The following is a 20,768-nucleotide window of genomic DNA, read 5'->3' as shown; positions in this document are numbered from 1 at the left end:
GTGTCTCTGATCGCTTCTGACCACTTCCGCATCGTTGTCGGCCTCGGCAAGAGCGGCATGTCCCTGGTTCGCTTCCTGGCGAACCGGGGCACGTCGTTTGCCGTGGCAGACACGCGGGACAATCCACCGGAACTGGCCACGCTCAAGCGTGACTATCCGCACGTGGAAGTGCGTTGTGGCGAGCTGGACGTCGAATTCCTGTGCCGGGCCGACGAGCTCTACGTGAGCCCCGGCCTGGCGCTGGCGACTCCGGCCCTGCAAGCCGCTGCCGCGCGTGGCGTGAAGATGTCGGGCGACATCGAGCTGTTCGCGCGTCACGCGAAGGCGCCGATTGTCGCGATCACCGGTTCCAATGCGAAAAGCACCGTCACCACACTGGTCGGCGAGATGGCGGCTGCGGCCGGCAAACGCGTGGCAGTCGGTGGCAACCTCGGAACGCCGGCGCTGGATCTGCTCAGCGACGACGTTGAGCTGTATGTGATGGAACTGTCGAGTTTTCAGCTGGAAACCACCGACCAGCTCAACGCCGAAGTGGCGACCGTGCTGAACATCAGCGAAGACCACATGGATCGCTACAGCGGTCTGCCGGCTTACCACCTGGCCAAGCACCGGATCTTCCGTGGCGCGAAGCAGTTTGTCGTCAACCGTCAGGATGCACTCAGCCGTCCGCTGATTGGCGAGGGCCAGCCGTGCTGGACCTTCGGCCTGAGCAAACCGGATTTCAAGGCATTCGGCATTCGTGAAGAAGACGGCGAGAAGTATCTGGCCTTCGAATTCCAGAACCTGATGCCGGTACGCGAATTGAAAGTGCGCGGTGCACACAACCAGTCCAACGCCCTCGCGGCGCTGGCGCTGGGTCACGCGGTCGGTCTGCCGTTCGATGCGATGCTCAGCGCTTTGCGGACTTTTGCCGGTCTCGAACATCGTTGCCAGTGGGTGCGTGATCTGGACGGCGTCGGCTACTACAACGATTCCAAAGCCACCAACGTCGGCGCCGCACTGGCCGCCATCGAAGGCCTCGGCGCGGACATCGACGGCAAAGTCGTGTTGATCGCCGGTGGCGACGGCAAGGGTGCGGAATTCCATGATTTGCGCGATCCGGTGGCGGCCAACTGCCGCGCGGTGATCCTGATGGGCCGCGACTCCGACAAGATCGGTGCGGCCATCGGTGATGGCGTGCAACTGATTCGGGTCGGCTCGCTGGTTGAGGCCGTAGAGCAATGCCGCGCTGCCGCCCAGCCGGGTGACGTGGTGCTGCTGTCGCCCGCCTGCGCCAGTTTCGACATGTTCAAGAATTATGAAGACCGTGGTCACCAGTTCGTCCGCGCCGTGGAGGAATTGGCATGAACCTGAGAAACATCATCAAGCCTTACCCGTCGCCGCTGATTACCGGGCGCGGCATCGACCTCGATTTCCCGATGCTCGCCGGTTGCCTGGCGTTGCTCGGCCTCGGCTTGATCATGATCGCCTCGGCCTCCACTGAAGTGGCCGCCGCGCAGTCGGGCAGTCCGCTGTATTACATGATTCGCCACCTTATTTATGTGGTGCTGGGCCTGGGCGCGTGCATCGTCACCATGATGATCCCGATCGCCACCTGGCAACGCCTCGGCTGGTTGATGCTGCTCGGCGCATTCGGTCTGCTGATCATGGTGATCATCCCGGGGATCGGCCGTGAGGTTAACGGTTCGATGCGCTGGATCGGTTTCAGCTTCTTCAACGTGCAGCCGTCGGAGATCGCCAAAGTATTCGTGGTGATCTACCTCGCCGGTTATCTGGTGCGCCGTCAGAAAGAAGTGCGCGAGAGCTGGATGGGCTTCTTCAAGCCATTCATCGTGCTGCTGCCAATGGCCGGCCTGTTGCTGATGGAACCGGACTTCGGTGCCACCGTCGTGATGATGGGTGCTGCGGCGGCGATGCTGTTCCTTGGTGGTGTCGGGCTGTTCCGCTTCTCGCTGATGGTGGTGCTGGCCGTTGGCGCGGTGGTATTGCTGATTCAGATGCAGCCTTATCGAATGGCGCGTCTGACCAACTTCGCCGACCCATGGGCCGATCAGTTCGGCGCCGGCTATCAGTTGTCGCAAGCCCTGATCGCATTCGGTCGCGGCGAATGGCTGGGTGTGGGCCTCGGTAACAGCGTGCAGAAGCAGTTCTACCTGCCGGAAGCGCACACCGACTTCGTGTTCTCGGTACTTGCCGAAGAACTCGGCGCCTTCGGTTCGCTGTGCACCGTCGCGCTGTTCGTGTTCGTGTGTGTGCGCGGCATGTACATCGGCTTGTGGGCCGAGAAAGCCAAACAATTCTTCGCTGCTTATGTTGCCTACGGCCTGTCGTTCCTGTGGATCGGCCAGTTCCTGATCAACATCGGCGTGAACGTCGGCCTGCTACCGACCAAGGGTCTGACTTTGCCGTTCCTCAGTTACGGCGGCAGTTCGTTGGTGATCTGCTGTGCGTGCCTCGGCTTGTTGCTGCGCATCGAGTGGGAAAGTCGAACCCATTTGGGCAGTGAAGAGATGGAGTTCCATGAGAGCGACTTCGCCGAGGAGCCGAATCATGGGCGCTAACGTATTGATCATGGCCGGCGGAACCGGCGGCCACGTATTCCCGGCGCTGGCCTGTGCCCGCGAGTTTCAGGCGCGCGGTTACACCGTGCACTGGCTCGGCACACCGCGCGGAATCGAAAACGATCTGGTGCCGGCCGCAGGGCTTGAATTGCACCGGATCAACGCCAGCGGTCTGCGTGGCAAGGGCAAGCTGTCGCTGCTCAAGGCGCCGTTGATGCTGCTGAAATCAGTGTGGCAGGCGCGGGCAATCATTCGCCGTTTGCGCCCGGTGTGCGTGGTCGGCTTCGGCGGGTATGTGACCGGCCCCGGCGGGCTCGCCGCGAAACTGGTCGGCGTGCCGGTGATCGTTCACGAGCAGAACGCCGTGGCCGGCACCGCCAATCGGTTGCTGGTGCCGTTCGCCGCCCGGGTGTGTGAAGCGTTCCCCGACACCTTTACCCTGTCGGACAGCCGCCGTACCACCGGTAATCCGGTGCGCAGCGAGCTGTTCCTCGACACACCGCGTCCGGCCCTGGCCGGGCGCAAAGCGCGTTTGCTGATCCTCGGCGGAAGCCTTGGCGCAGAGCCGTTGAACAAGTTGCTGCCTGAAGCGCTGGCGCAAGTCGCTGCCGATTTGCGTCCGGAAGTTTTCCATCAGGCTGGCAAAAACCACGATGAAGTGACTGCAGAGCGCTACCGCGCCGCCGGCGTGGAAGCGCAGGTGCAGCCATTCATCAAAGACATGGCCCAGGCGTATGGCTGGGCTGACCTGGTGGTGTGCCGTGCCGGCGCATTGACCATCAGTGAGCTGGCCGCCGCCGGTCTGCCCTCGATGCTGGTGCCTTTGCCCCACGCGATCGACGATCACCAGACCCGCAACGCCGATTATTTGGCCCGTGAAGGCGCAGCCTTCCTGATGCCGCAAAGAACGACTGGTGCAGCGGATCTTGCCGCGCGCCTGACAGAGGTCTTGATGCAACCGCAACGACTAGAAGAAATGGCCCAAGCGGCCCGCCGTCTGGCGAAACCCGAAGCCACCCGCAGTGTGGTCGATACCTGTCTGGAGGTGGCCCATGGTTGAGAATCAGAAAGCCATGCCGCAACCGGAAATGCGCCGCATCCGTCGCATCCACTTCGTCGGCATCGGCGGCGTGGGCATGTGCGGCATCGCCGAAGTGTTGTTGAACCTGGGCTACCAGGTCTCCGGTTCCGACCTGAAAGCTTCGCCGGTCACCGAGCGTCTGGAATCTTTCGGCGCGCAAATCTTCATCGGCCACCGCGCCGAGAACGCTGCGACCGCTGACGTGCTGGTAGTGTCGAGCGCCGTCAACACCTCCAACCCGGAAGTGGCGAACGCGCTGGAACGCCGCATCCCGGTGGTGCCGCGTGCCGAAATGCTCGCCGAGCTGATGCGCTATCGCCACGGCATCGCCGTCGCCGGTACCCACGGCAAAACCACCACTACCAGTCTGATCGCTTCGGTGTTCGCTGCCGGTGGTCTGGATCCGACGTTCGTGATCGGTGGGCGTCTGAATGCAGCGGGCACCAATGCCCAGCTCGGCACCAGCCGTTACCTGATTGCCGAAGCCGACGAAAGCGATGCGAGCTTCCTGCATCTGCAACCGTTGGTGGCGGTCGTGACCAACATCGACGCCGACCACATGGCAACCTACGACGGCGACTTCAACAAACTGAAGAAAACCTTTGTCGAGTTCCTGCACAACCTGCCGTTCTACGGTCTGGCGGTGGTGTGCCTGGACGATCCGGTGGTGCGTGAAATCCTGCCGTTGGTCAAGCGTCCGACCGTGACTTACGGTTTCAGCGAAGACGCTGACGTGCGTGCAATCAATGTGCGCCAGCAGGGCATGCAGACCTTCTTCACCGTGCTGCGTCCTGACCGCGAGCCGCTGGATGTTTCGGTGAACATGCCGGGCAACCACAACGTGCTCAACTCGTTGGCGACCATCTGCATCGCCAGCGACGAAGGCGTCAGCGATGAAGCCATCGTGCAAGGCCTGTCGGGCTTCCAGGGTGTTGGCCGACGCTTCCAGGTCTATGGCGAACTGCCAGTGGATGGCGGCAGCGTGATGCTGGTCGATGACTACGGTCACCACCCGACCGAAGTCGCCGCCGTGATCAAAGCCGTGCGCGGTGGCTGGCCGGAGCGCCGTCTGGTGATGGTCTACCAGCCGCACCGTTACAGCCGCACCCGCGATCTGTACGACGATTTCGTCAATGTACTGGCCGACGCCAACGTACTGCTGTTGATGGAAGTCTATCCAGCCGGCGAAGAGCCGATTCCCGGTGCCGACAGCCGCAAGTTGTGCAACAGCATCCGTCAGCGCGGTGCGCTCGATCCAATCTACATCGAGCGTGGCGTCGATCTGGCGCCGCTGGTCAAGCCGCTGCTGCGTGCCGGCGACATTCTGTTGTGCCAGGGCGCTGGTGATATCGGCGGCCTCGCACCGAAACTGTTGAAAAGTGAGTTGTTCGCCGGTGCCGTGGTTGCATCGGTCGAGGGGAAGTTGAAATGACTGCTGCCTACGCCAATCTGGTTTCCACCATCGCGCCGAAAGACTTCGGTCGCGTTGCCGTGCTGTTCGGTGGCAAGAGCGCCGAGCGCGAAGTCTCGCTGAAGTCCGGTAATGCCGTGCTCGAAGCGCTGCAAGGCGCTGGCGTGAACGCGTTCGGCATCGACGTCGGTGATGACTTGCTGCAGCGTTTGCTGGCCGAAAAGATCGACCGTGCGTTCATCATTCTCCACGGTCGCGGCGGTGAAGACGGCAGCATCCAGGGTCTGCTCGAATGCGCCGGCATTCCGTACACCGGCAGCGGCATTCTGGCTTCGGCACTGGCCATGGACAAGCTGCGCACCAAGCAGGTCTGGCACAGCCTCGGGATTCCGACGCCGCGTCACGCCGTGCTGTGCAGCGAAGCCGATTGTATTTCGGCAGCGACGGAACTGGGCTTCCCTTTGATCGTCAAACCGGCGCATGAAGGTTCAAGTATCGGTATGGCCAAAGTGAGTTCTGCGTCCGAGTTGATCGACGCATGGAAAGCGGCCAGTACCTACGATTCGCAAGTGTTGGTCGAGCAATGGATTCAAGGTCCGGAGTTCACCATCGCCACCCTGCGTGACCAGGTGTTGCCTCCAATCGCCCTGGGTACGCCCCACACGTTTTACGACTACGACGCCAAGTACGTGGCCAACGATACCCAGTATCGGATCCCGTGCGGGCTCGATGCTGCCAAGGAACAAGAACTCATGGACCTCACGGCGAAAGCCTGTGAGGCGCTGGGTATCGCCGGTTGGGGCCGCGCCGACGTGATGCAGGACGCCGACGGGCAGTTCTGGTTCCTCGAAGTGAATACCGCACCGGGCATGACCGATCACAGCCTGGTGCCGATGGCGGCGCGAGCTGCCGGTCTGGATTTCCAGCAACTGGTTGTAGCGATTCTGGCCGCCAGTGTTGGCCAGCAAGAGGCGCGAGGTTAAGACCATGCAAGGCGCACAGCTCAGACATCAGCCACCCGCTCCCGGCCGCAAGCCGGTGCCGCGGGGTGCCAGCCGAATGGTGGCCAAAGAGCCGATGTCCGCGCGCCTGCCGAAAACCAATTTCAGCTTTCTGAAAGGGCTGTTCTGGCCGGTGCTGCTGGTGGCTTTGGGCTTCGGCACATACGAAGGCGCACAGCGGCTGTTGCCGTACGCCGATCGGCCGATCACCAAGATCGCGGTGCAGGGCGACCTGAGCTACATCAGCCAGCAAGCGGTGCAGCAGCGAATCGCCCCGTTCGTGACGTCGAGCTTCTTCACCATCGACCTGGCGAGCATGCGCGCCGAGCTTGAGCAGATGCCATGGATTGCCCACGCCGAAGTCCGTCGCGTGTGGCCGGATCAAGTGGTGATCCGCCTCGAAGAACAACTGCCGGTGGCCCGTTGGGGCGACGAGTCTTTGCTGAACAACCAGGGCCAGGCGTTTACGCCCAAGGAACTGGCGAACTACGAACACCTGCCACAACTGTTCGGCCCGCAGCGTGCCCAGCAGCAAGTGATGCAGCAATACCAGGTGCTGAGCCAGATGCTCCGGCCATTGGGCTTCTCGATTGCGCGCCTCGAGCTGCGTGAACGTGGCAGCTGGTTCCTGACCACCGGCGCCGGCAGTGCCGGTCCGGGCATCGAGCTGCTGCTGGGACGCGGCGCTTTGGTCGAGAAGATGCGCCGCTTCATTGCCATCTATGACAAGACGCTCAAAGAACAGATTACGAACATTGCGCGCATCGATCTGCGCTACGCCAACGGCCTCGCCGTTGGCTGGCGGGAACCAGTAGCGCCGACGACAGCCCAACCCGCTGTCGCAAAGAATTAAGAAGAGGCAGGACCCATGGCAAACGTGCAAAGCGGCAAAATGATCGTCGGTCTCGATATCGGCACCTCCAAAGTGGTGGCGCTGGTCGGCGAGGTCGCGGACGACGGCACGCTGGAAATCGTCGGGATCGGTACGCATCCGTCCCGCGGCCTGAAGAAAGGCGTGGTGGTGAACATCGAGTCCACCGTGCAATCGATTCAGCGCGCTATCGAAGAAGCGCAGCTGATGGCCGGTTGCCGGATTCACTCGGCGTTCGTCGGCGTGGCCGGCAATCACATCCGCAGCCTGAACTCCCACGGCATCGTGGCGATTCGTGATCGTGAAGTCAGCTCGGCTGACCTTGAGCGCGTACTCGACGCCGCTCAAGCCGTGGCGATTCCGGCTGACCAGCGTGTCTTGCACACCCTGCCGCAGGATTACGTGATCGATAACCAGGAAGGCGTTCGCGAGCCACTGGGCATGTCCGGCGTACGCCTGGAAGCCAAGGTTCACGTGGTCACCTGCGCCGTCAACGCCGCACAGAACATTGAAAAATGCGTGCGTCGCTGCGGTCTGGAAATCGACGACATCATTCTTGAGCAGCTTGCTTCCGCGTATTCGGTACTGACCGACGACGAGAAAGAACTGGGCGTGTGCCTGGTCGACATCGGCGGCGGCACCACCGACATCGCGATCTTCACCGAAGGCGCAATCCGCCACACGGCAGTGATCCCGATTGCCGGTGATCAGGTGACCAACGACATCGCCATGGCGTTGCGCACCCCGACCCAGTACGCCGAAGAAATCAAGATTCGCTACGCCTGCGCCCTGGCCAAACTGGCCGGTGCCGGCGAAACCATCAAGGTGCCAAGCGTTGGCGACCGTCCACCGCGCGAACTGTCGCGTCAGGCCCTGGCCGAAGTGGTCGAGCCGCGCTACGACGAACTGTTCACCCTGATTCAGGCTGAACTGCGTCGCAGCGGTTACGAAGACCTGATTCCGGCCGGCATCGTCCTCACCGGTGGCACGTCGAAGATGGAAGGCGCCGTTGAACTGGCCGAAGAAATCTTCCACATGCCGGTGCGCCTCGGTGTGCCGCATGGCGTGAAAGGTCTGGATGACGTAGTGCGCAACCCGATCTATTCGACCGGCGTTGGCCTGTTGATGTACGGCCTGCAGAAGCAGTCCGACGGGATTTCGTTCTCGGGCATCGGCAGCCGCGACTACGGCAACAGCAATGAAGAACCGAAAGCCGCTCTGCTCGATCGCATCAAGAGCTGGGTACAAGGCAATTTCTAAAGATTTACCGCGACACCGCTACACCGCAACAAACGCAGTAGGCGAAAAAAACTAGAGAATGTAAGGAGAGGGAAAATGTTCGAACTCGTAGACAACATCCCCGCAAGCCCGGTAATCAAAGTTATCGGTGTCGGCGGTGGCGGCGGCAACGCTGTCAACCACATGGTCAAGAGCAACATCGAAGGCGTTGAATTCATCTGCGCCAACACCGATGCTCAAGCGCTGAAAAACATCGGCGCGCGTACCATTCTGCAACTGGGCACCGGCGTGACCAAAGGCCTGGGCGCCGGCGCCAACCCTGAAGTAGGTCGTCAGGCCGCTCTCGAAGACCGTGAGCGCATTGCCGAAGTCCTGCAGGGCACCAACATGGTGTTCATCACCACTGGCATGGGCGGCGGTACCGGTACCGGTGCTGCGCCGATCATCGCCGAAGTGGCCAAGGAAATGGGCATTCTCACCGTTGCGGTGGTGACTCGTCCGTTCCCGTTCGAAGGCCGCAAGCGTATGCAGATCGCCGATGAAGGCATCCGCATGCTCTCGGAAAGCGTCGACTCGTTGATCACCATTCCTAACGAGAAGCTGCTGACCATCCTCGGTAAAGACGCCAGCCTGCTGTCGGCTTTCGCCAAGGCTGACGATGTACTGGCCGGTGCCGTTCGCGGTATCTCCGACATCATCAAACGTCCGGGCATGATCAACGTCGACTTTGCCGACGTACGTACCGTGATGAGCGAAATGGGCATGGCGATGATGGGCACTGGCTGCGCCAGCGGTCCGAACCGTGCACGCGAAGCTACCGAAGCAGCAATCCGCAACCCGCTGCTGGAAGACGTGAACCTGCAAGGCGCACGCGGCATCCTAGTGAACATCACCGCCGGTCCTGACCTGTCCCTGGGTGAGTACTCCGACGTGGGTAGCATCATCGAAGCCTTCGCTTCCGAGCACGCCATGGTCAAGGTCGGTACCGTTATCGATCCGGACATGCGCGACGAACTGCACGTAACTGTAGTTGCCACCGGTCTGGGCGCGAAAATCGAGAAGCCTGTAAAGGTCATCGACAACACCGTTCACACGTCGATGGCTGCGTCTCAGGTGCAGCAACCGGCCGCCGCCCGTCAGGAAGCGCCAGCGGTGAACTACCGTGATCTGGACCGTCCGACCGTCATGCGCAACCAGGCTCAGGCCGGTGCTGCGACTGCCGCGAAGATGAATCCGCAAGATGACCTGGACTACCTGGACATCCCGGCTTTCCTGCGTCGTCAGGCCGATTGATGGAATGTATCAGGGCTATGAAGGTGATTGGTGTTCAGCAAAGGCATGGTCTGCTATCATCGCCAGCCTTTGTTGATACCAGTTCGCAATTTGCGCTGAAGCGGCCCAAGCCATGATTAAACAACGCACACTGAAAAATATTATCCGTGCCACAGGTGTAGGCCTGCACTCGGGGGAGAAGGTCTACCTGACCCTCAAGCCTGCGCCTGTCGACACTGGCATTGTGTTTTGTCGCGCTGACCTCGACCCTGTGGTGCAGATTCCTGCCCGCGCGGAAAACGTCGGTGAAACCACTATGTCGACCACGCTGGTTAACGGCGATGTCAAAGTGGACACGGTAGAGCACTTGCTCTCGGCCATGGCTGGCCTGGGCATCGATAACGCCTACGTCGAGCTCTCCGCGTCCGAAGTCCCGATCATGGATGGCAGCGCTGGACCTTTCGTATTCCTGATTCAATCGGCAGGCCTGGAAGAACAGGACGCCGCCAAGAAATTCATCCGCATCCTGCGTGAAGTGACAGTGGAAGATGGCGACAAGCGCGCCACTTTCGTGCCTTTCGAAGGGTTCAAGGTGAGCTTCGAGATCGATTTCGATCACCCGGTTTTCCGGGACCGCACCCAAAGTGCAAGCGTGGATTTTTCCAGCACTTCGTTCGTAAAAGAAGTCAGCCGCGCACGTACTTTCGGTTTCATGAGTGATATCGAGTACCTGCGCAAGCACAACCTCGCACTCGGCGGCAGCGTTGAAAACGCGATCGTGGTTGATGCCGATGGCGTACTGAACGAAGACGGCCTTCGCTATGAAGACGAATTCGTGAAGCACAAGATCCTCGATGCAATTGGCGATCTGTACCTGCTGGGCAATAGCCTTATTGGTGAGTTCAAGGGCTTCAAGTCCGGCCACGCACTGAACAACCAGCTACTGCGCAAGTTGATTGAGCAGAAAGATGCCTGGGAAGTCGTGACGTTTGAAGACGCCAGTGCTGCACCAATCTCTTACATGCGCCCTGTTGCGGCCGTGTAAGTAAAAAACCTCTCTAGTTTTTTGAAGGCCACCCTCGGGTGGCCTTTTTTTATCCCTTAGAGTCAAAAGATCGTCCGATCGCGGCCCGAGCCTTCGGCAGCTCCTACATTGAAAATGCGTTCCTCTGTAGGAGCTGCCGAAGGCTGCGATCTTTTGACTTTCAAGACGCCACGACAACCCGATTACGCCCAGCTTCCTTGGCTTGATACAGCGCCTTGTCCGCCGTAAACAACAACTGCTCCAGACTCATCTCGCTCGCTGCCGTCCAGGTGCTGATGCCGATACTTACGGTCATCGGCCTATCTGCGCCATTCACACGGGGCAACTGTTCGACCGCCGTTCGAATCTTCTCGGCAATCAGTTGCGCCCCGGCACTGTCGGTTTCGGCCAGAATCACCGAGAACTCTTCCCCGCCATACCGCGCCACCAGATCCGCCGGGCGCCGCACGTTGGCGCTGATCACCTTGGCCAATTCGCGCAACGCCTGATCCCCGGCCTGATGCCCGTGCTGATCGTTGAACGCCTTGAAGTGATCGGCATCGATCATCATCACCGACAACGCTTTGCCCGAACGCTGGGCGCGGAACCATTCATGGCGCAGGGATTGATCGAGCATCCGGCGGTTGGCCACGCCGGTGAGTGCGTCGGTCGCGGCCAGTTGGGCGAGTTCGTGTTCGGCACGTTGCCGCAGGCGCAGTTCGCGGGCGAGCAACCAGGTCAGCCACAGCAGCCCGATACACAGCACGCCGGTAGCGCCGCTGATCACAATTGCGGTGCGCCGCCAGGCCGCGAACACCTCATTACTGGAGACGGCAACAATCACCGTCAAGGGCAGATTGCCGACCCGTGAATAGGTGTAGAGGCGCTTCTGATGATCGATGCTCGACACGCTGCTGAAACTGCCGTTGCCCTCGCGCAGGATCCTCACCACGTTGGGCCGGGTGGCGAAGCTTTTGCCGATCGAGTCGCTTTGCAGATAGGGCTTTTGCGCCAGCAGTACGCCGTCGTTGTTGATAATGTTCAGCGTGCTGTCGCTGCCGATGTCGAGGCTGTTGAACAGTTGGTCGAAGTAATCGAGCTTCATCGACGCCACGGCCACGCCCATGAATTCGCCGGTGTCTGAGGAGATGCGCCGGCTGAAGCTGATCCGCCACTGGTTCGCCTCGTCGCAGTCGCAACGGGTCTTGAACGGGCGGCTGATGAACATGCCGACATCGCGGTTGAAGGCATGCGCAAGAAAGTACTCGCGGTCGGCGAAGTTGGCAGGTTTGGGCTCGATCCGCGAAGAGTCGGCCAACACCTCGCCATGCTTGTCGAGCAGCAGGATGTCGCCCTTGAAGCGCGCAGTGGTCGAGCGGTCGAACAGCGCCAGGTGGCGGATCTGCGGCGACACGCTTTGCAAATCATCGCGCTGGGCGGCGGCGATCAGGCCTTGCAGGGTCAGGTCGTAGAGCTCGACGGTGCGCAGCACATCGGCGTCGATCAGTTGCGCGATGGTGGTGGCGCTACGGGTGGCCGATTCCTGAGCATTGGCATGCTCACGGATCAGCAGAAAAGTGACGATGCACACAATCGCGATCACCGTCAGCAGGCTGCCGGAAATCAACAGCAGCTCGGGACGTCCGGTCTGGCCCGAAACGGAAGGGGTGCGGCTGGCGATCATGGTCGGGGGTATCAGTAAAGGATTGTTGTAAGCGTAGTTGTGGCGAGGGGATTTATCCCCGTTGGGTCGCGCAGCGGCCCCAAAAGCGGGTCTGCTTCGCAGCCCATCGGGGATAAATCCCCTCGCCACAGGTTGAATGTGAAGCTGATACTTGCGGTTTGGTGCCGATCTTAGAAGACGTTGATCGGGTAGTCGATGACCACGCGGTATTCATCTGTATCTGAATCAATCACGCCATAACCGTTGCCGCCACGGTTGGTGGCCCATTGCAAACGCACCGCCAGGTCTTTGGCCTGACCGCTTTGCACCACGTACTTGAGATCTATGTCGCGCTCCCAGTGCTTGGCGTTGCGGCCTTCGGCGCTGTACCAGTTGGAGTAGCCCTTGCTGTCCGGGTCAGCCTTGGTCAGGTCGAGCGTGCCGCGCGAGTAGGACACACCCGAGGTCAGCCCCGGCACGCCGACACCGGCGAAGTCATAGGCGTACTTGAGCTTCCACGACCGCTCATTGGGGCCGTTGAAGTCCGAATATTGCTGAGAGTTGTCGAGGTAAACGCTGTCTCCCTGGCTGATGTAGTCGAACGGCGTGTTGCCGTTGACCCGTTGATACGCGGCAGTGACGCTGTGATTGCCCACGCCGACGGTGAAATGCAGGCTGTAGGTGTTGTTGTCGATGTTGCCCAGCAGCGCATCGCCAGTGTCTTGCGTGTGATAGAAGTGCAGACCCGGGTTGAGGCTGACCAGGTCGTTCAACGCCCAGGTGTAATCCAGGTCGTAGTAGTACTGGTTCCAGATGTCCTTCAGCTCCGAGGCATACAGGCTGCTGGTCAGCCCTTCGACACCGCTCCAGGCCACACCGGCCCAGTTCAGGTGCTGACTCTCGTCGCCGTCGGCCAACGTGCCGTAGGAAGTGCCGATACGCTTGTGGCCGCTCTGGTTATACGGCTTGTTGAAACTGGCCTGGCCGCCTTCGATCAGCCAGCCGTCGAAGCTGTGGTTGGTCAGGCTCACGCCGCGAAAAGTCTGCGGCAGCATGCGCGAGTCACCGCCGGCAATCACCGGGTTGGTGAGGAACAGGTCGCCGGCCTTCAACTCGGTATCGAACGCACGAATTTTCAAGGTGCCGCCAGCGGTCGAGAACGAATGCGGCGCTTTGCCGTTGCCATCGCTGATCGGCAGGATGCTCGAACCGTCGGTGCCGCCACCGCCATCAAGTTTCAACCCGAGCATGGCGTGAGCATCGACGCCGAAACCGACTGTGCCTTGGGTATAACCGGACTGGAAAATCCCGAGAAAGCCCTGGCCCCACTCGATATTGTCATCCGCTTGCTGCAAGCGGTTGCGGTTCATGTAGTAGTTGCGGGCGTTGAGGTTGAGGCTCGAACCTTCGACGAAGCCTTCTTTCTGTGGCTCCTCGGCGTGAACGGAGGGCGCCATCGTTGCGGCGATTGCAATGAACAACGGGGTAAAGCGGACTGGGTAACGCACGTGCGGTAAAGCTCCTTGGGTCAACTTACACATCATTATTTTCAACAGCGGGATGTTTCCAATTGTAAGAGACGAACCTGAACGCTTTCAGACCACAACGAAAAAAGGCCGCTGAACATCAGCGGCCTGGAATGACGACGATTGAACGGGAAGAGCCAAACAACCGCGTCGAGGGAAACGGTGCGGAGTGCGACTCAGCTGTCTGCGCCGGAAGCCGATGGAGCCTCGGAAGTGGCAGCCTGCGGGGCTTGCGTAGCGTCTTTGGCCTTGGCCATCATTTCTGCCTGATGCTGGTCATACGCTCGGGCGCGGGCGGAGTTCTGCGCGACGAAGGCGTGGGACTCTTCAGCCATCGCCATTGGCGACAGGAACAATGAGGACAAAACGAAAGCGCTGGCAATACCCATACTGTTGGACATCTGGAAAACCTTCTTGCTTGGCAAGTGCTGTTTGGTGCGGGCAAAGATAAGGTTGTGGAGCGCCCGGAAACAGCGTGATTTTCATAAATGACTGTTACAGCAAAAGCAAAGATCACCCCCTCACCCCAGCCCTCTCCCCCAAGGGGGCGAGGGGGAAAGGGAGCCGATCTTCATGCTTTTCAAGCCTGAGTTCGACTCGATAGTTCAGGTCGATGAATGTCGAAAGTGCGGCGCGGTCAGTCCCCTCTACCTCTGGGAGAGGGCTAGGGTGAGGGCATTGGATCGAAAGCCATGCGCGATCAAACCGGCAAATAAATCCCGAACGTATTCATCCCCCGATCACTGCGCACAAACACATCCCCGCCATGCATCAGCGCAATCGCCTTGACGATCGCCAACCCCAACCCATGGTTATTGCCACTATTGCTGCGCGAAGCATCCACCCGATAAAACCGCTCGAACAACCGCGGCAAATGCTCACTGGCAATCGGCAACCCGGGATTGGTCACGCCAATGCTCACCTGATGCTCCTCGACCGTGATCTGCACCTCGATCACCTGTCCCGGCGCCGTATGTTGCACCGCGTTGCTCAACAAATTAATCAACGCCCGACGCAAATGCGCGATCTCGATCTGCACCTGCGCATCACCGCTGACCTGCACCTGCACCTGTGCGTCTTCAAGAATGAAATCCAGATATTCGAGGGTCGTTGCCACTTCATCGGCCAGCGAGGTCGAGGTCAGTTTGGTGGCTTTGCTGCCCTGATCGGCACTGGCCAGAAACAGCATGTCGTTGATGATCGAGCGCAAGCGTTCGAGTTCTTCGAGATTGGATTGCAGCACTTCGAAGTAGTGTTCGGCGGAGCGGCCGCGAGTTAGGGCGACCTGGGTCTGGCCGATCAGATTGGTCAGCGGCGAGCGCAGTTCGTGGGCGACGTCGGCGTTGAACGATTCAAGCCGCGAATAAGCTTGTTCAACGCGTTCCAGTGTCGAGTTGAACGAATCAACAAACTGTTCCAGCTCCGGCGGCAGCGGCGACAAACGCAAACGCCCCGCACGCAGCGGTGGCGCCAGACGCTGCGCTTCCTGCGAGAGTTTGATCAGCGGTTTCAATCCGATCCGCGCTACCCAATAGCCCAGCGCCGACGCCAGCAACACACCGATCACCGCCAGACTGATCAACGCGATCAACAACTGGTGCTGAGTCTGGTGAAAAGTATCGGTTTCGATGCCGATCATGAAGCGCAGCGGCGGGCGCTGATCCTTGGCCGGGAACTGACTGACCAGCACTTTCAGCGGGTAGGGCTGACCGGGCAATTGCAGATCGCGCCGGCCCAGCGGGCCGTTGGCGAAGGCGCGAATCTGCGGCGTGAGGTCACCATATTCGTACTGCGCATCGCCGCTGACGATCCAGAAGCGGATACGTTTGTCTTCCTCGCCCAGCAGCTTGAGTTTGTTGTTGATCTTCACCCAATGCTCGGGTGTACCGAAGCGCCCGACCGTGGATTCGAGCACGCTGTAACGCGCGTCGAGCTCGGCTTCCGGCAACAGCCCCAAACCTTTATCGACCTGCTGATACAACGCGCCGCCGATCAACATGAACACCAGCAGCGCCACCAGCGTGAACATGCCGCTCAGGCGCAGGGCAATCGAATTACTGGACACCTCGGCTCTCCAGCACGTAACCCATACCACGGATGGTGTGCAGCAGTTTCTCGTCGAACGGCCCGTCGAGCTTGGCCCGCAGGCGCTTGATCGCGACTTCGACAACATTGGCGTCGCTGTCGAAATTGATGTCCCAGACCATCTCGGCGATAGCGGTTTTCGAGAGGATTTCGCCCTGACGCCGCGCCAGCACGCTGAGCAGTGAAAACTCTTTAGCGGTCAGTTCCAGTCGTGTTCCCGCGCGGGTTGCCTTGCGGCTGATCAGATCGATCCACAGGTCAGCGATGCTCACCTGCACCGGTTCATGGCCGCCGCTGCGCCGCGTGAGCGCTTGCAGACGCGCCACCAGTTCGAGGAAGGAAAACGGCTTGCCGAGGTAATCGTCGGCGCCGTCGCGCAAGCCTTTGATCCGGTCTTCGACACGCTCGCGGGCGGTGAGCATGATCACCGGCGTTTGCTTGCGCGCCCGCAATGCGCGCAACACGCCGAAGCCGTCCAGGCCCGGCAGCATCACGTCGAGGACGATCACCGCGTAATCGCTTTCCAGCGCCAGGTGCAGGCCCTCGATACCGTCGCGGGCCAGATCCACGGTGTAACCCTGTTCCGTCAGACCGCGATGCAGATAGTCCGCGGTTTTTTCTTCGTCTTCGATAATCAGGACGCGCATGACCCCGCCTCAATCTGTGGTCGCCAACGCCGGTACGGGCGCGGCTTTGGGTCTATGGAAAAGTCGCTCAAGCCACAAGTATATGACCGGCGTGGTGAACAGCGTCAGCGCCTGACTGACCAACAATCCGCCCACCACCGCAATGCCCAGCGGCTGGCGCAATTCAGCGCCAGGCCCGTAGCCGAACATCAACGGCAGAGCGCCGAGCAGGGCGGCGAGGGTGGTCATGATGATCGGTCGGAATCGCGTGAGGCACGCTTCAAAAATGGCATCCTGCGGTGACATGCCGCGCTCGCGCTGAGCTTCGAGGGCGAAGTCGATCATCAGGATGCCGTTCTTCTTGACGATGCCGATCAACAGCACCAGCCCGATCAACGCCATGATCGAAAAGTCCTGGCCGCAAATCCACAGCATGATCACCGCGCCGAGTCCTGCTGCCGGTAGCGTCGAGATGATGGTCAGCGGATGCACGAAGCTCTCATAGAGCACGCCGAGAATGATGTACACCGCCACCAGCGCCGCGAGAATCAGCCACGGCTGACTCTTCAACGAACTCTGAAACGCCTGCGCCGCTCCCTGGAAATTACCGCTGATTGCGGTCGGCATGCCGATCTCGGCCTTGGCCTGATTGAGCAAAATCACCGCATCGCCCAACGCCACGCCGGGCGCGAGGTTGAACGACATGTTGGCGGCCGGGAACATGCCGTCATGCGCGATGGACAACGGGCCGATGGTCGGTGCATCGAACCTGGCCAGCGCCGACAGCGGCACCATTTCCCCACTCAGCGGCGAGCGCAGGTAGAAATAATTCAGACTTTCGGCCTTGCCGCGCTGCTTTGTATCCAGCTCGAGAATCACGTTGTACTGGTTGACCTGGGTCTGGAATTCATTGATCTGCCGCTGGCCGAAGGCGTCGTACAGCGCTTCATCAACATCACTCGCGGTCAGGCCGAAACGCGCGGCAGCGCTGCGGTCGATGCTGATGTGAGTGATGCTGCCGCCCAGTTGCAGATCGTTGGAAATGTCGCGGAACGCCGGGTTGCTGCGCAGCTTTTCGGTCAGGCGCTGGGTCCAGGTGGCGAGGGTCGGGCCATCGTTACTTTTGAGGACGTATTGATACTGCGCGCGGCTCGGGCCGGAGCTGAGGTTGATGTCCTGACCCGCGCGCAGATAGAGCACGATGCCTGGGACTTTCATCAGTTGCGGACGAATCCGGTCGATGAACTGGCTGGCGGATACATCGCGGTCGCCGCGTTTTTTCAGGGCTATCCAGAAACGGCCGTTGGCGATGGTCTGGTTGCTGCCGGACACGCCAACCGAATGCGAGAACGCTTGCACCGCCGGATCAGCGGCGACGACTTCGGCCATGGCCAAGTGTTTTTTCACCATGTCGCCGTAGGAAATGTCCGCAGCGGCTTCGGTGGTGCCGAGTACAAAACCCGTGTCCTGCACCGGGAAGAAACCCTTGGGGATAAGCACATAACCGCCGATCGCCAGCGCCACCGACAAACCGAACACGCCGATCATCAATGTCTGATGGGCGAGGGCGCGGCGCAGGCCTCTTTCGTACCAGCCGAGCAGGCGTTCACTGAAACCCGGTTTGGCGCGAGCGTGATGCACCGGTTTGCGCATGAACAGCGCGGCGAGGGTAGGCGCCAAGGTCAGCGACACCACCACTGAAATCAGAATCGTCGAAGTGGCGGTCAGGGCGAATTCCTTGAACAAGCGTCCGACCACGCCACCCATGAACAGCAGCGGAATAAACGCCGCCACCAGCGAGAAACTGATCGAGACCACGGTGAAGCCAATCTCGCCGGCCCCCTTGATCGCCGCCTCGCGCATGTCGTCGCCGGCCTCCAGATGACGGTGGATGTTTTCCACCACCACGATCGCATCGTCGACCACAAACCCCACCGCAACCACGATGGCCACCAGCGTCAGATTGTTGAGGCTGAAACCCAGCAGGTACATCAACGCGAAACTCGCGGTCAGCGACACACCGAGCACCGCCGACACAATCAGCGTCGCCGACAACTGACGCAGGAACAGCGCCATCACCGCGACCACCAGCAGCACCGCAATCAGCAGGGTGATTTCCACTTCATGTAATGAGGCGCGGATGGTCTGGGTCCGGTCGATCAGCACTTTGACCTGTACCGAGGCCGGCAACATGGCTTCCAGACCGGGCAGCGCGGCTTGAATCCGGTCGACGGTTTCGACGATGTTGGCGCCCGGCTGACGCGAGATCACCAGATTCACCCCCGGCTGATCGCCGGCCCACGCTTGCACGTAGGCATCTTCCGAACCGTTGACGACTTTCGCGACATCCTTGAGGTGAACCGGGGCGCCATCCTTGTAGGAAACGATGAGCTGGCTGTATTCCTCGGGGTGGAACAACTGGTCGTTGGTCGACAGCGTGGAAATGCTCGACTCGCCGTACAACGCACCTTTGGCGAGGTTGAGGCTGGTCTGCTGGATTGCCACGCGAATGTCAGCGAGGGTCAGGCCGATGGCGGCCAGTTTGTCCGCCGAGGCCTGCACGCGGATCGCCGGACGTTGCTGACCGGTGATGTTGATTTGGCCTACGCCGTCGATCTGACTGATCTGACGGGCGAGCAGGGTTTCCACCAGATCGCTGAGTTCAGTGCCAGGCATCAACGTTGAGCTGATGCTGAGGATCAGCACCGGGCTGTCGGCCGGGTTGACCTTCTTCCATGTGGGCAGGGTCGGCATGTCTTTCGGCAGTTTGCCGGCGGCGGTGTTGATCGCGGCCTGCACTTCCTGGGCGGCGGTGTCGATGCTCTTGTCGAGAGAGAACTGCAGCGTCAGCAGGGTTGAGCCCAAGGCACTGCTGGAGGTCATTTGGCTCATGCCGGGAATGGCGCTGAATTGCACCTCAAGCGGCGTTGCGACCGACGAGGCCATGGTGTCCGGGCTGGCGCCGGGCAATTGTGCCGAGACCTGGATCGTAGGAAATTCCGCTTCCGGCAGCGGGGCAATCGGCAAACGCGGGAAGGCAATGATGCCGACCAGCACCAGCGCGAAGGTCAGCAAAATGGTCGCCACCGGGTGGTCGATGCACCAGGTCGAGATCCCTTTGTGCTGCTTCATGGTTTCGGCTCCGCTTGCACCACTTGCGGCGGCTCGGTCATGACTTGCACGGTCGAACCGGGCTTGAGCCGTGACTGGCCGTCGCTGACCAATACGTCGCCGGGTTTCACGCCTGTGATGATGTCCTGACCGCTGCCCTGGTAAACCATCTGCACTTGCACCGCTTCGACCTTGTCACCGTTGACCCGGTACACGAAGTGTTGATCGAGGCCACGTTGTACGACGGTGGGCGGCACTACCAGCGCATCTTTATCCAGCGCTGTCTGAATTTTTACCGTCACCAGCAGGCCGGGCCAGAGTTTCTGGCTCGGATTGTTGAATTCGGCCTTGGCGCGGATGGTGCCGGTATTGGCGTTGATCTGGTTGTCGATCAGGGTCAGATGACCTTCGCCGAGCAGGTTGCCGGTTTCGCCATCGGTGTCAGCACCGATGTAAGCCTTGACCTGCGCGCGCTGTGGATCGCCGATCAGGCCTTGCAGGGTTGGCAGCATTTGCTGCGGCAGCGAGAACTCGACGGCGATCGGATCAATCTGGGTCACGCTGAACAGGCCTTGGGTGTCGGTCATGCGCAGGAAATTGCCCTCGTCGACGGTACGAATCCCGACCCGGCCGCTGACCGGGGAGCGGATCTGCGTGTAGGAAAGTTGAACCTGTGCGGCGTCAATCGACGCTTGATTGCCTTGGGCGGTGGCTTTGAGTTGGTTGACCAGGGCTTGTTGCTGGTCGTAGGTCTGTTTGGATATACCGTCGTCGACGCTGAGCAGTTTGTAGCGTTTAAGATTGACCTGAGCGACTTGCAGTTGCGCCTGGCTTTCGCCGAGTTGCGCGCGGGTCTGGTCGAGGCTGGCGCGGATCGAGCGGTCGTCGATGGTCGCCAGCAGGTCGCCTTTGGTTACAAGCTGGCCTTCTTTGACCAGAATTTTGGTGAGGATGCCGTCGACTTGCGGGCGTACCACGACGCTGTGCAGGGACAGGACCGAGCCGATGCCGCTGGTGTAGCGGGGGACGTCTTTTGCGCTGACGCTGATGACTCGCACCGGGATGGCGGTGGGCGCTGCCAGTTTGGTTGGGGCGGGTTTCAGGGTTAGCCATAGGGCCCCGGCTGCGATGGCGATCAACAGGGTGGCGAGCAGGGCTTTGGTTTTTTGGATTTGCATGCTGTGGGGCGCCAAGGGACGGAGTTTGGGCGGGATGGTTCTTTATAAACTTGTTTGGGGGTCGGGAGGGTGACGGCTGGCTGTCCTGGCTGTCAGTTTGGGCTTTTGGTTCTGGGGGC

The 20,768-nt window shown here is 60.5% G+C and carries 16 protein-coding genes; 9 read left to right on the top strand and 7 right to left on the bottom strand.

Annotated elements, in window-relative coordinates:
* The 9 genes from murD to lpxC all read left to right on the top strand — a co-directional run bounded on the left by murD (window position 1) and on the right by lpxC (window position 10,481).
* A complete protein-coding gene (murD, locus tag ACOI8A_RS08460; RefSeq protein ID WP_420650850.1) occupies window positions 1-1,347 on the top strand; it encodes a UDP-N-acetylmuramoyl-L-alanine--D-glutamate ligase in 1,347 nt (448 codons plus the stop codon).
* On the top strand, window positions 1,344-2,561 hold the full coding sequence (gene ftsW, locus ACOI8A_RS08455; RefSeq protein WP_420650851.1) for a putative lipid II flippase FtsW: 1,218 nt from the start codon (window positions 1,344-1,346) through the stop codon (window positions 2,559-2,561). The genes murD and ftsW overlap by 4 nt, the downstream gene beginning before the upstream one ends.
* Window positions 2,551-3,621: an undecaprenyldiphospho-muramoylpentapeptide beta-N-acetylglucosaminyltransferase gene (murG, locus tag ACOI8A_RS08450; protein ID WP_420650852.1), complete on the top strand. Its 1,071-nt coding sequence runs from the start codon at window positions 2,551-2,553 to the stop codon at window positions 3,619-3,621. The genes ftsW and murG overlap by 11 nt, the downstream gene beginning before the upstream one ends.
* Window positions 3,614-5,074 (top strand): UDP-N-acetylmuramate--L-alanine ligase, encoded by a 1,461-nt coding sequence (gene murC / locus ACOI8A_RS08445; RefSeq protein ID WP_420650853.1) that lies wholly within the window; start codon window positions 3,614-3,616, stop codon window positions 5,072-5,074. Before murG ends, murC begins: the two co-directional genes overlap by 8 nt.
* Window positions 5,071-6,036 (top strand): D-alanine--D-alanine ligase, encoded by a 966-nt coding sequence (locus ACOI8A_RS08440; RefSeq protein ID WP_420651217.1) that lies wholly within the window; start codon window positions 5,071-5,073, stop codon window positions 6,034-6,036. Before murC ends, ACOI8A_RS08440 begins: the two co-directional genes overlap by 4 nt.
* Window positions 6,037-6,040: 4 nt before the next feature.
* Window positions 6,041-6,907 carry a cell division protein FtsQ/DivIB gene (locus tag ACOI8A_RS08435; RefSeq protein WP_420650855.1) on the top strand — a complete coding sequence of 289 codons (867 nt, stop codon included), beginning with the start codon at window positions 6,041-6,043 and terminating at the stop codon, window positions 6,905-6,907.
* 15 nt (window positions 6,908-6,922) lie between these two features.
* Window positions 6,923-8,185, top strand: coding sequence for a cell division protein FtsA (gene ftsA / locus ACOI8A_RS08430; protein ID WP_420650856.1), 1,263 nt, complete (start codon window positions 6,923-6,925; stop codon window positions 8,183-8,185).
* A 75-nt stretch (window positions 8,186-8,260) separates the two neighbouring features.
* Entirely contained in the window at window positions 8,261-9,457 is a 1,197-nt protein-coding gene (gene ftsZ, locus ACOI8A_RS08425; RefSeq protein WP_201146599.1) for a cell division protein FtsZ, read from the top strand.
* 112 nt (window positions 9,458-9,569) lie between these two features.
* Window positions 9,570-10,481 (top strand): UDP-3-O-acyl-N-acetylglucosamine deacetylase, encoded by a 912-nt coding sequence (gene lpxC / locus ACOI8A_RS08420; protein ID WP_019693551.1) that lies wholly within the window; start codon window positions 9,570-9,572, stop codon window positions 10,479-10,481.
* A gap of 160 nt (window positions 10,482-10,641) precedes the next feature.
* On the opposite strand, the gene ACOI8A_RS08415 is transcribed toward lpxC, so the two are convergent.
* From ACOI8A_RS08415 to ACOI8A_RS08385, 7 genes are all read right to left on the bottom strand, one after another.
* Window positions 10,642-12,144, bottom strand: coding sequence for a sensor domain-containing diguanylate cyclase (locus tag ACOI8A_RS08415; protein WP_420650857.1), 1,503 nt, complete (start codon window positions 12,142-12,144; stop codon window positions 10,642-10,644).
* Window positions 12,145-12,314: 170 nt separating this feature from the next.
* Window positions 12,315-13,631 (bottom strand): OprD family porin, encoded by a 1,317-nt coding sequence (locus ACOI8A_RS08410; protein ID WP_420650858.1) that lies wholly within the window; start codon window positions 13,629-13,631, stop codon window positions 12,315-12,317.
* Window positions 13,632-13,825: 194 nt separating this feature from the next.
* Entirely contained in the window at window positions 13,826-14,050 is a 225-nt protein-coding gene (locus ACOI8A_RS08405) for a hypothetical protein (RefSeq protein WP_420650859.1), read from the bottom strand.
* A gap of 299 nt (window positions 14,051-14,349) precedes the next feature.
* Complete coding sequence (locus ACOI8A_RS08400; protein WP_420650860.1) at window positions 14,350-15,714, bottom strand: heavy metal sensor histidine kinase; 1,365 nt, start codon at window positions 15,712-15,714, stop codon at window positions 14,350-14,352.
* Window positions 15,704-16,381, bottom strand: coding sequence for a heavy metal response regulator transcription factor (locus ACOI8A_RS08395; RefSeq protein WP_420650861.1), 678 nt, complete (start codon window positions 16,379-16,381; stop codon window positions 15,704-15,706). Before ACOI8A_RS08395 ends, ACOI8A_RS08400 begins: the two co-directional genes overlap by 11 nt.
* Before the next feature lie 9 nt (window positions 16,382-16,390).
* Window positions 16,391-19,492 (bottom strand): multidrug efflux RND transporter permease subunit, encoded by a 3,102-nt coding sequence (locus ACOI8A_RS08390; RefSeq protein WP_420650862.1) that lies wholly within the window; start codon window positions 19,490-19,492, stop codon window positions 16,391-16,393.
* The gene (locus ACOI8A_RS08385; RefSeq protein ID WP_420650863.1) at window positions 19,489-20,649 is read right to left on the bottom strand and encodes an efflux RND transporter periplasmic adaptor subunit; all 1,161 of its coding nucleotides are present in this window, start codon (window positions 20,647-20,649) and stop codon (window positions 19,489-19,491) included. Before ACOI8A_RS08385 ends, ACOI8A_RS08390 begins: the two co-directional genes overlap by 4 nt.
* Between the last annotated feature and the right edge of the window lie 119 nt (window positions 20,650-20,768).

This window comes from Pseudomonas sp. P4795 (genome assembly GCF_048822895.1).
Classification (GTDB): domain Bacteria; phylum Pseudomonadota; class Gammaproteobacteria; order Pseudomonadales; family Pseudomonadaceae; genus Aquipseudomonas.
This window is presented reverse-complemented; position numbering and strand designations above follow the sequence as displayed.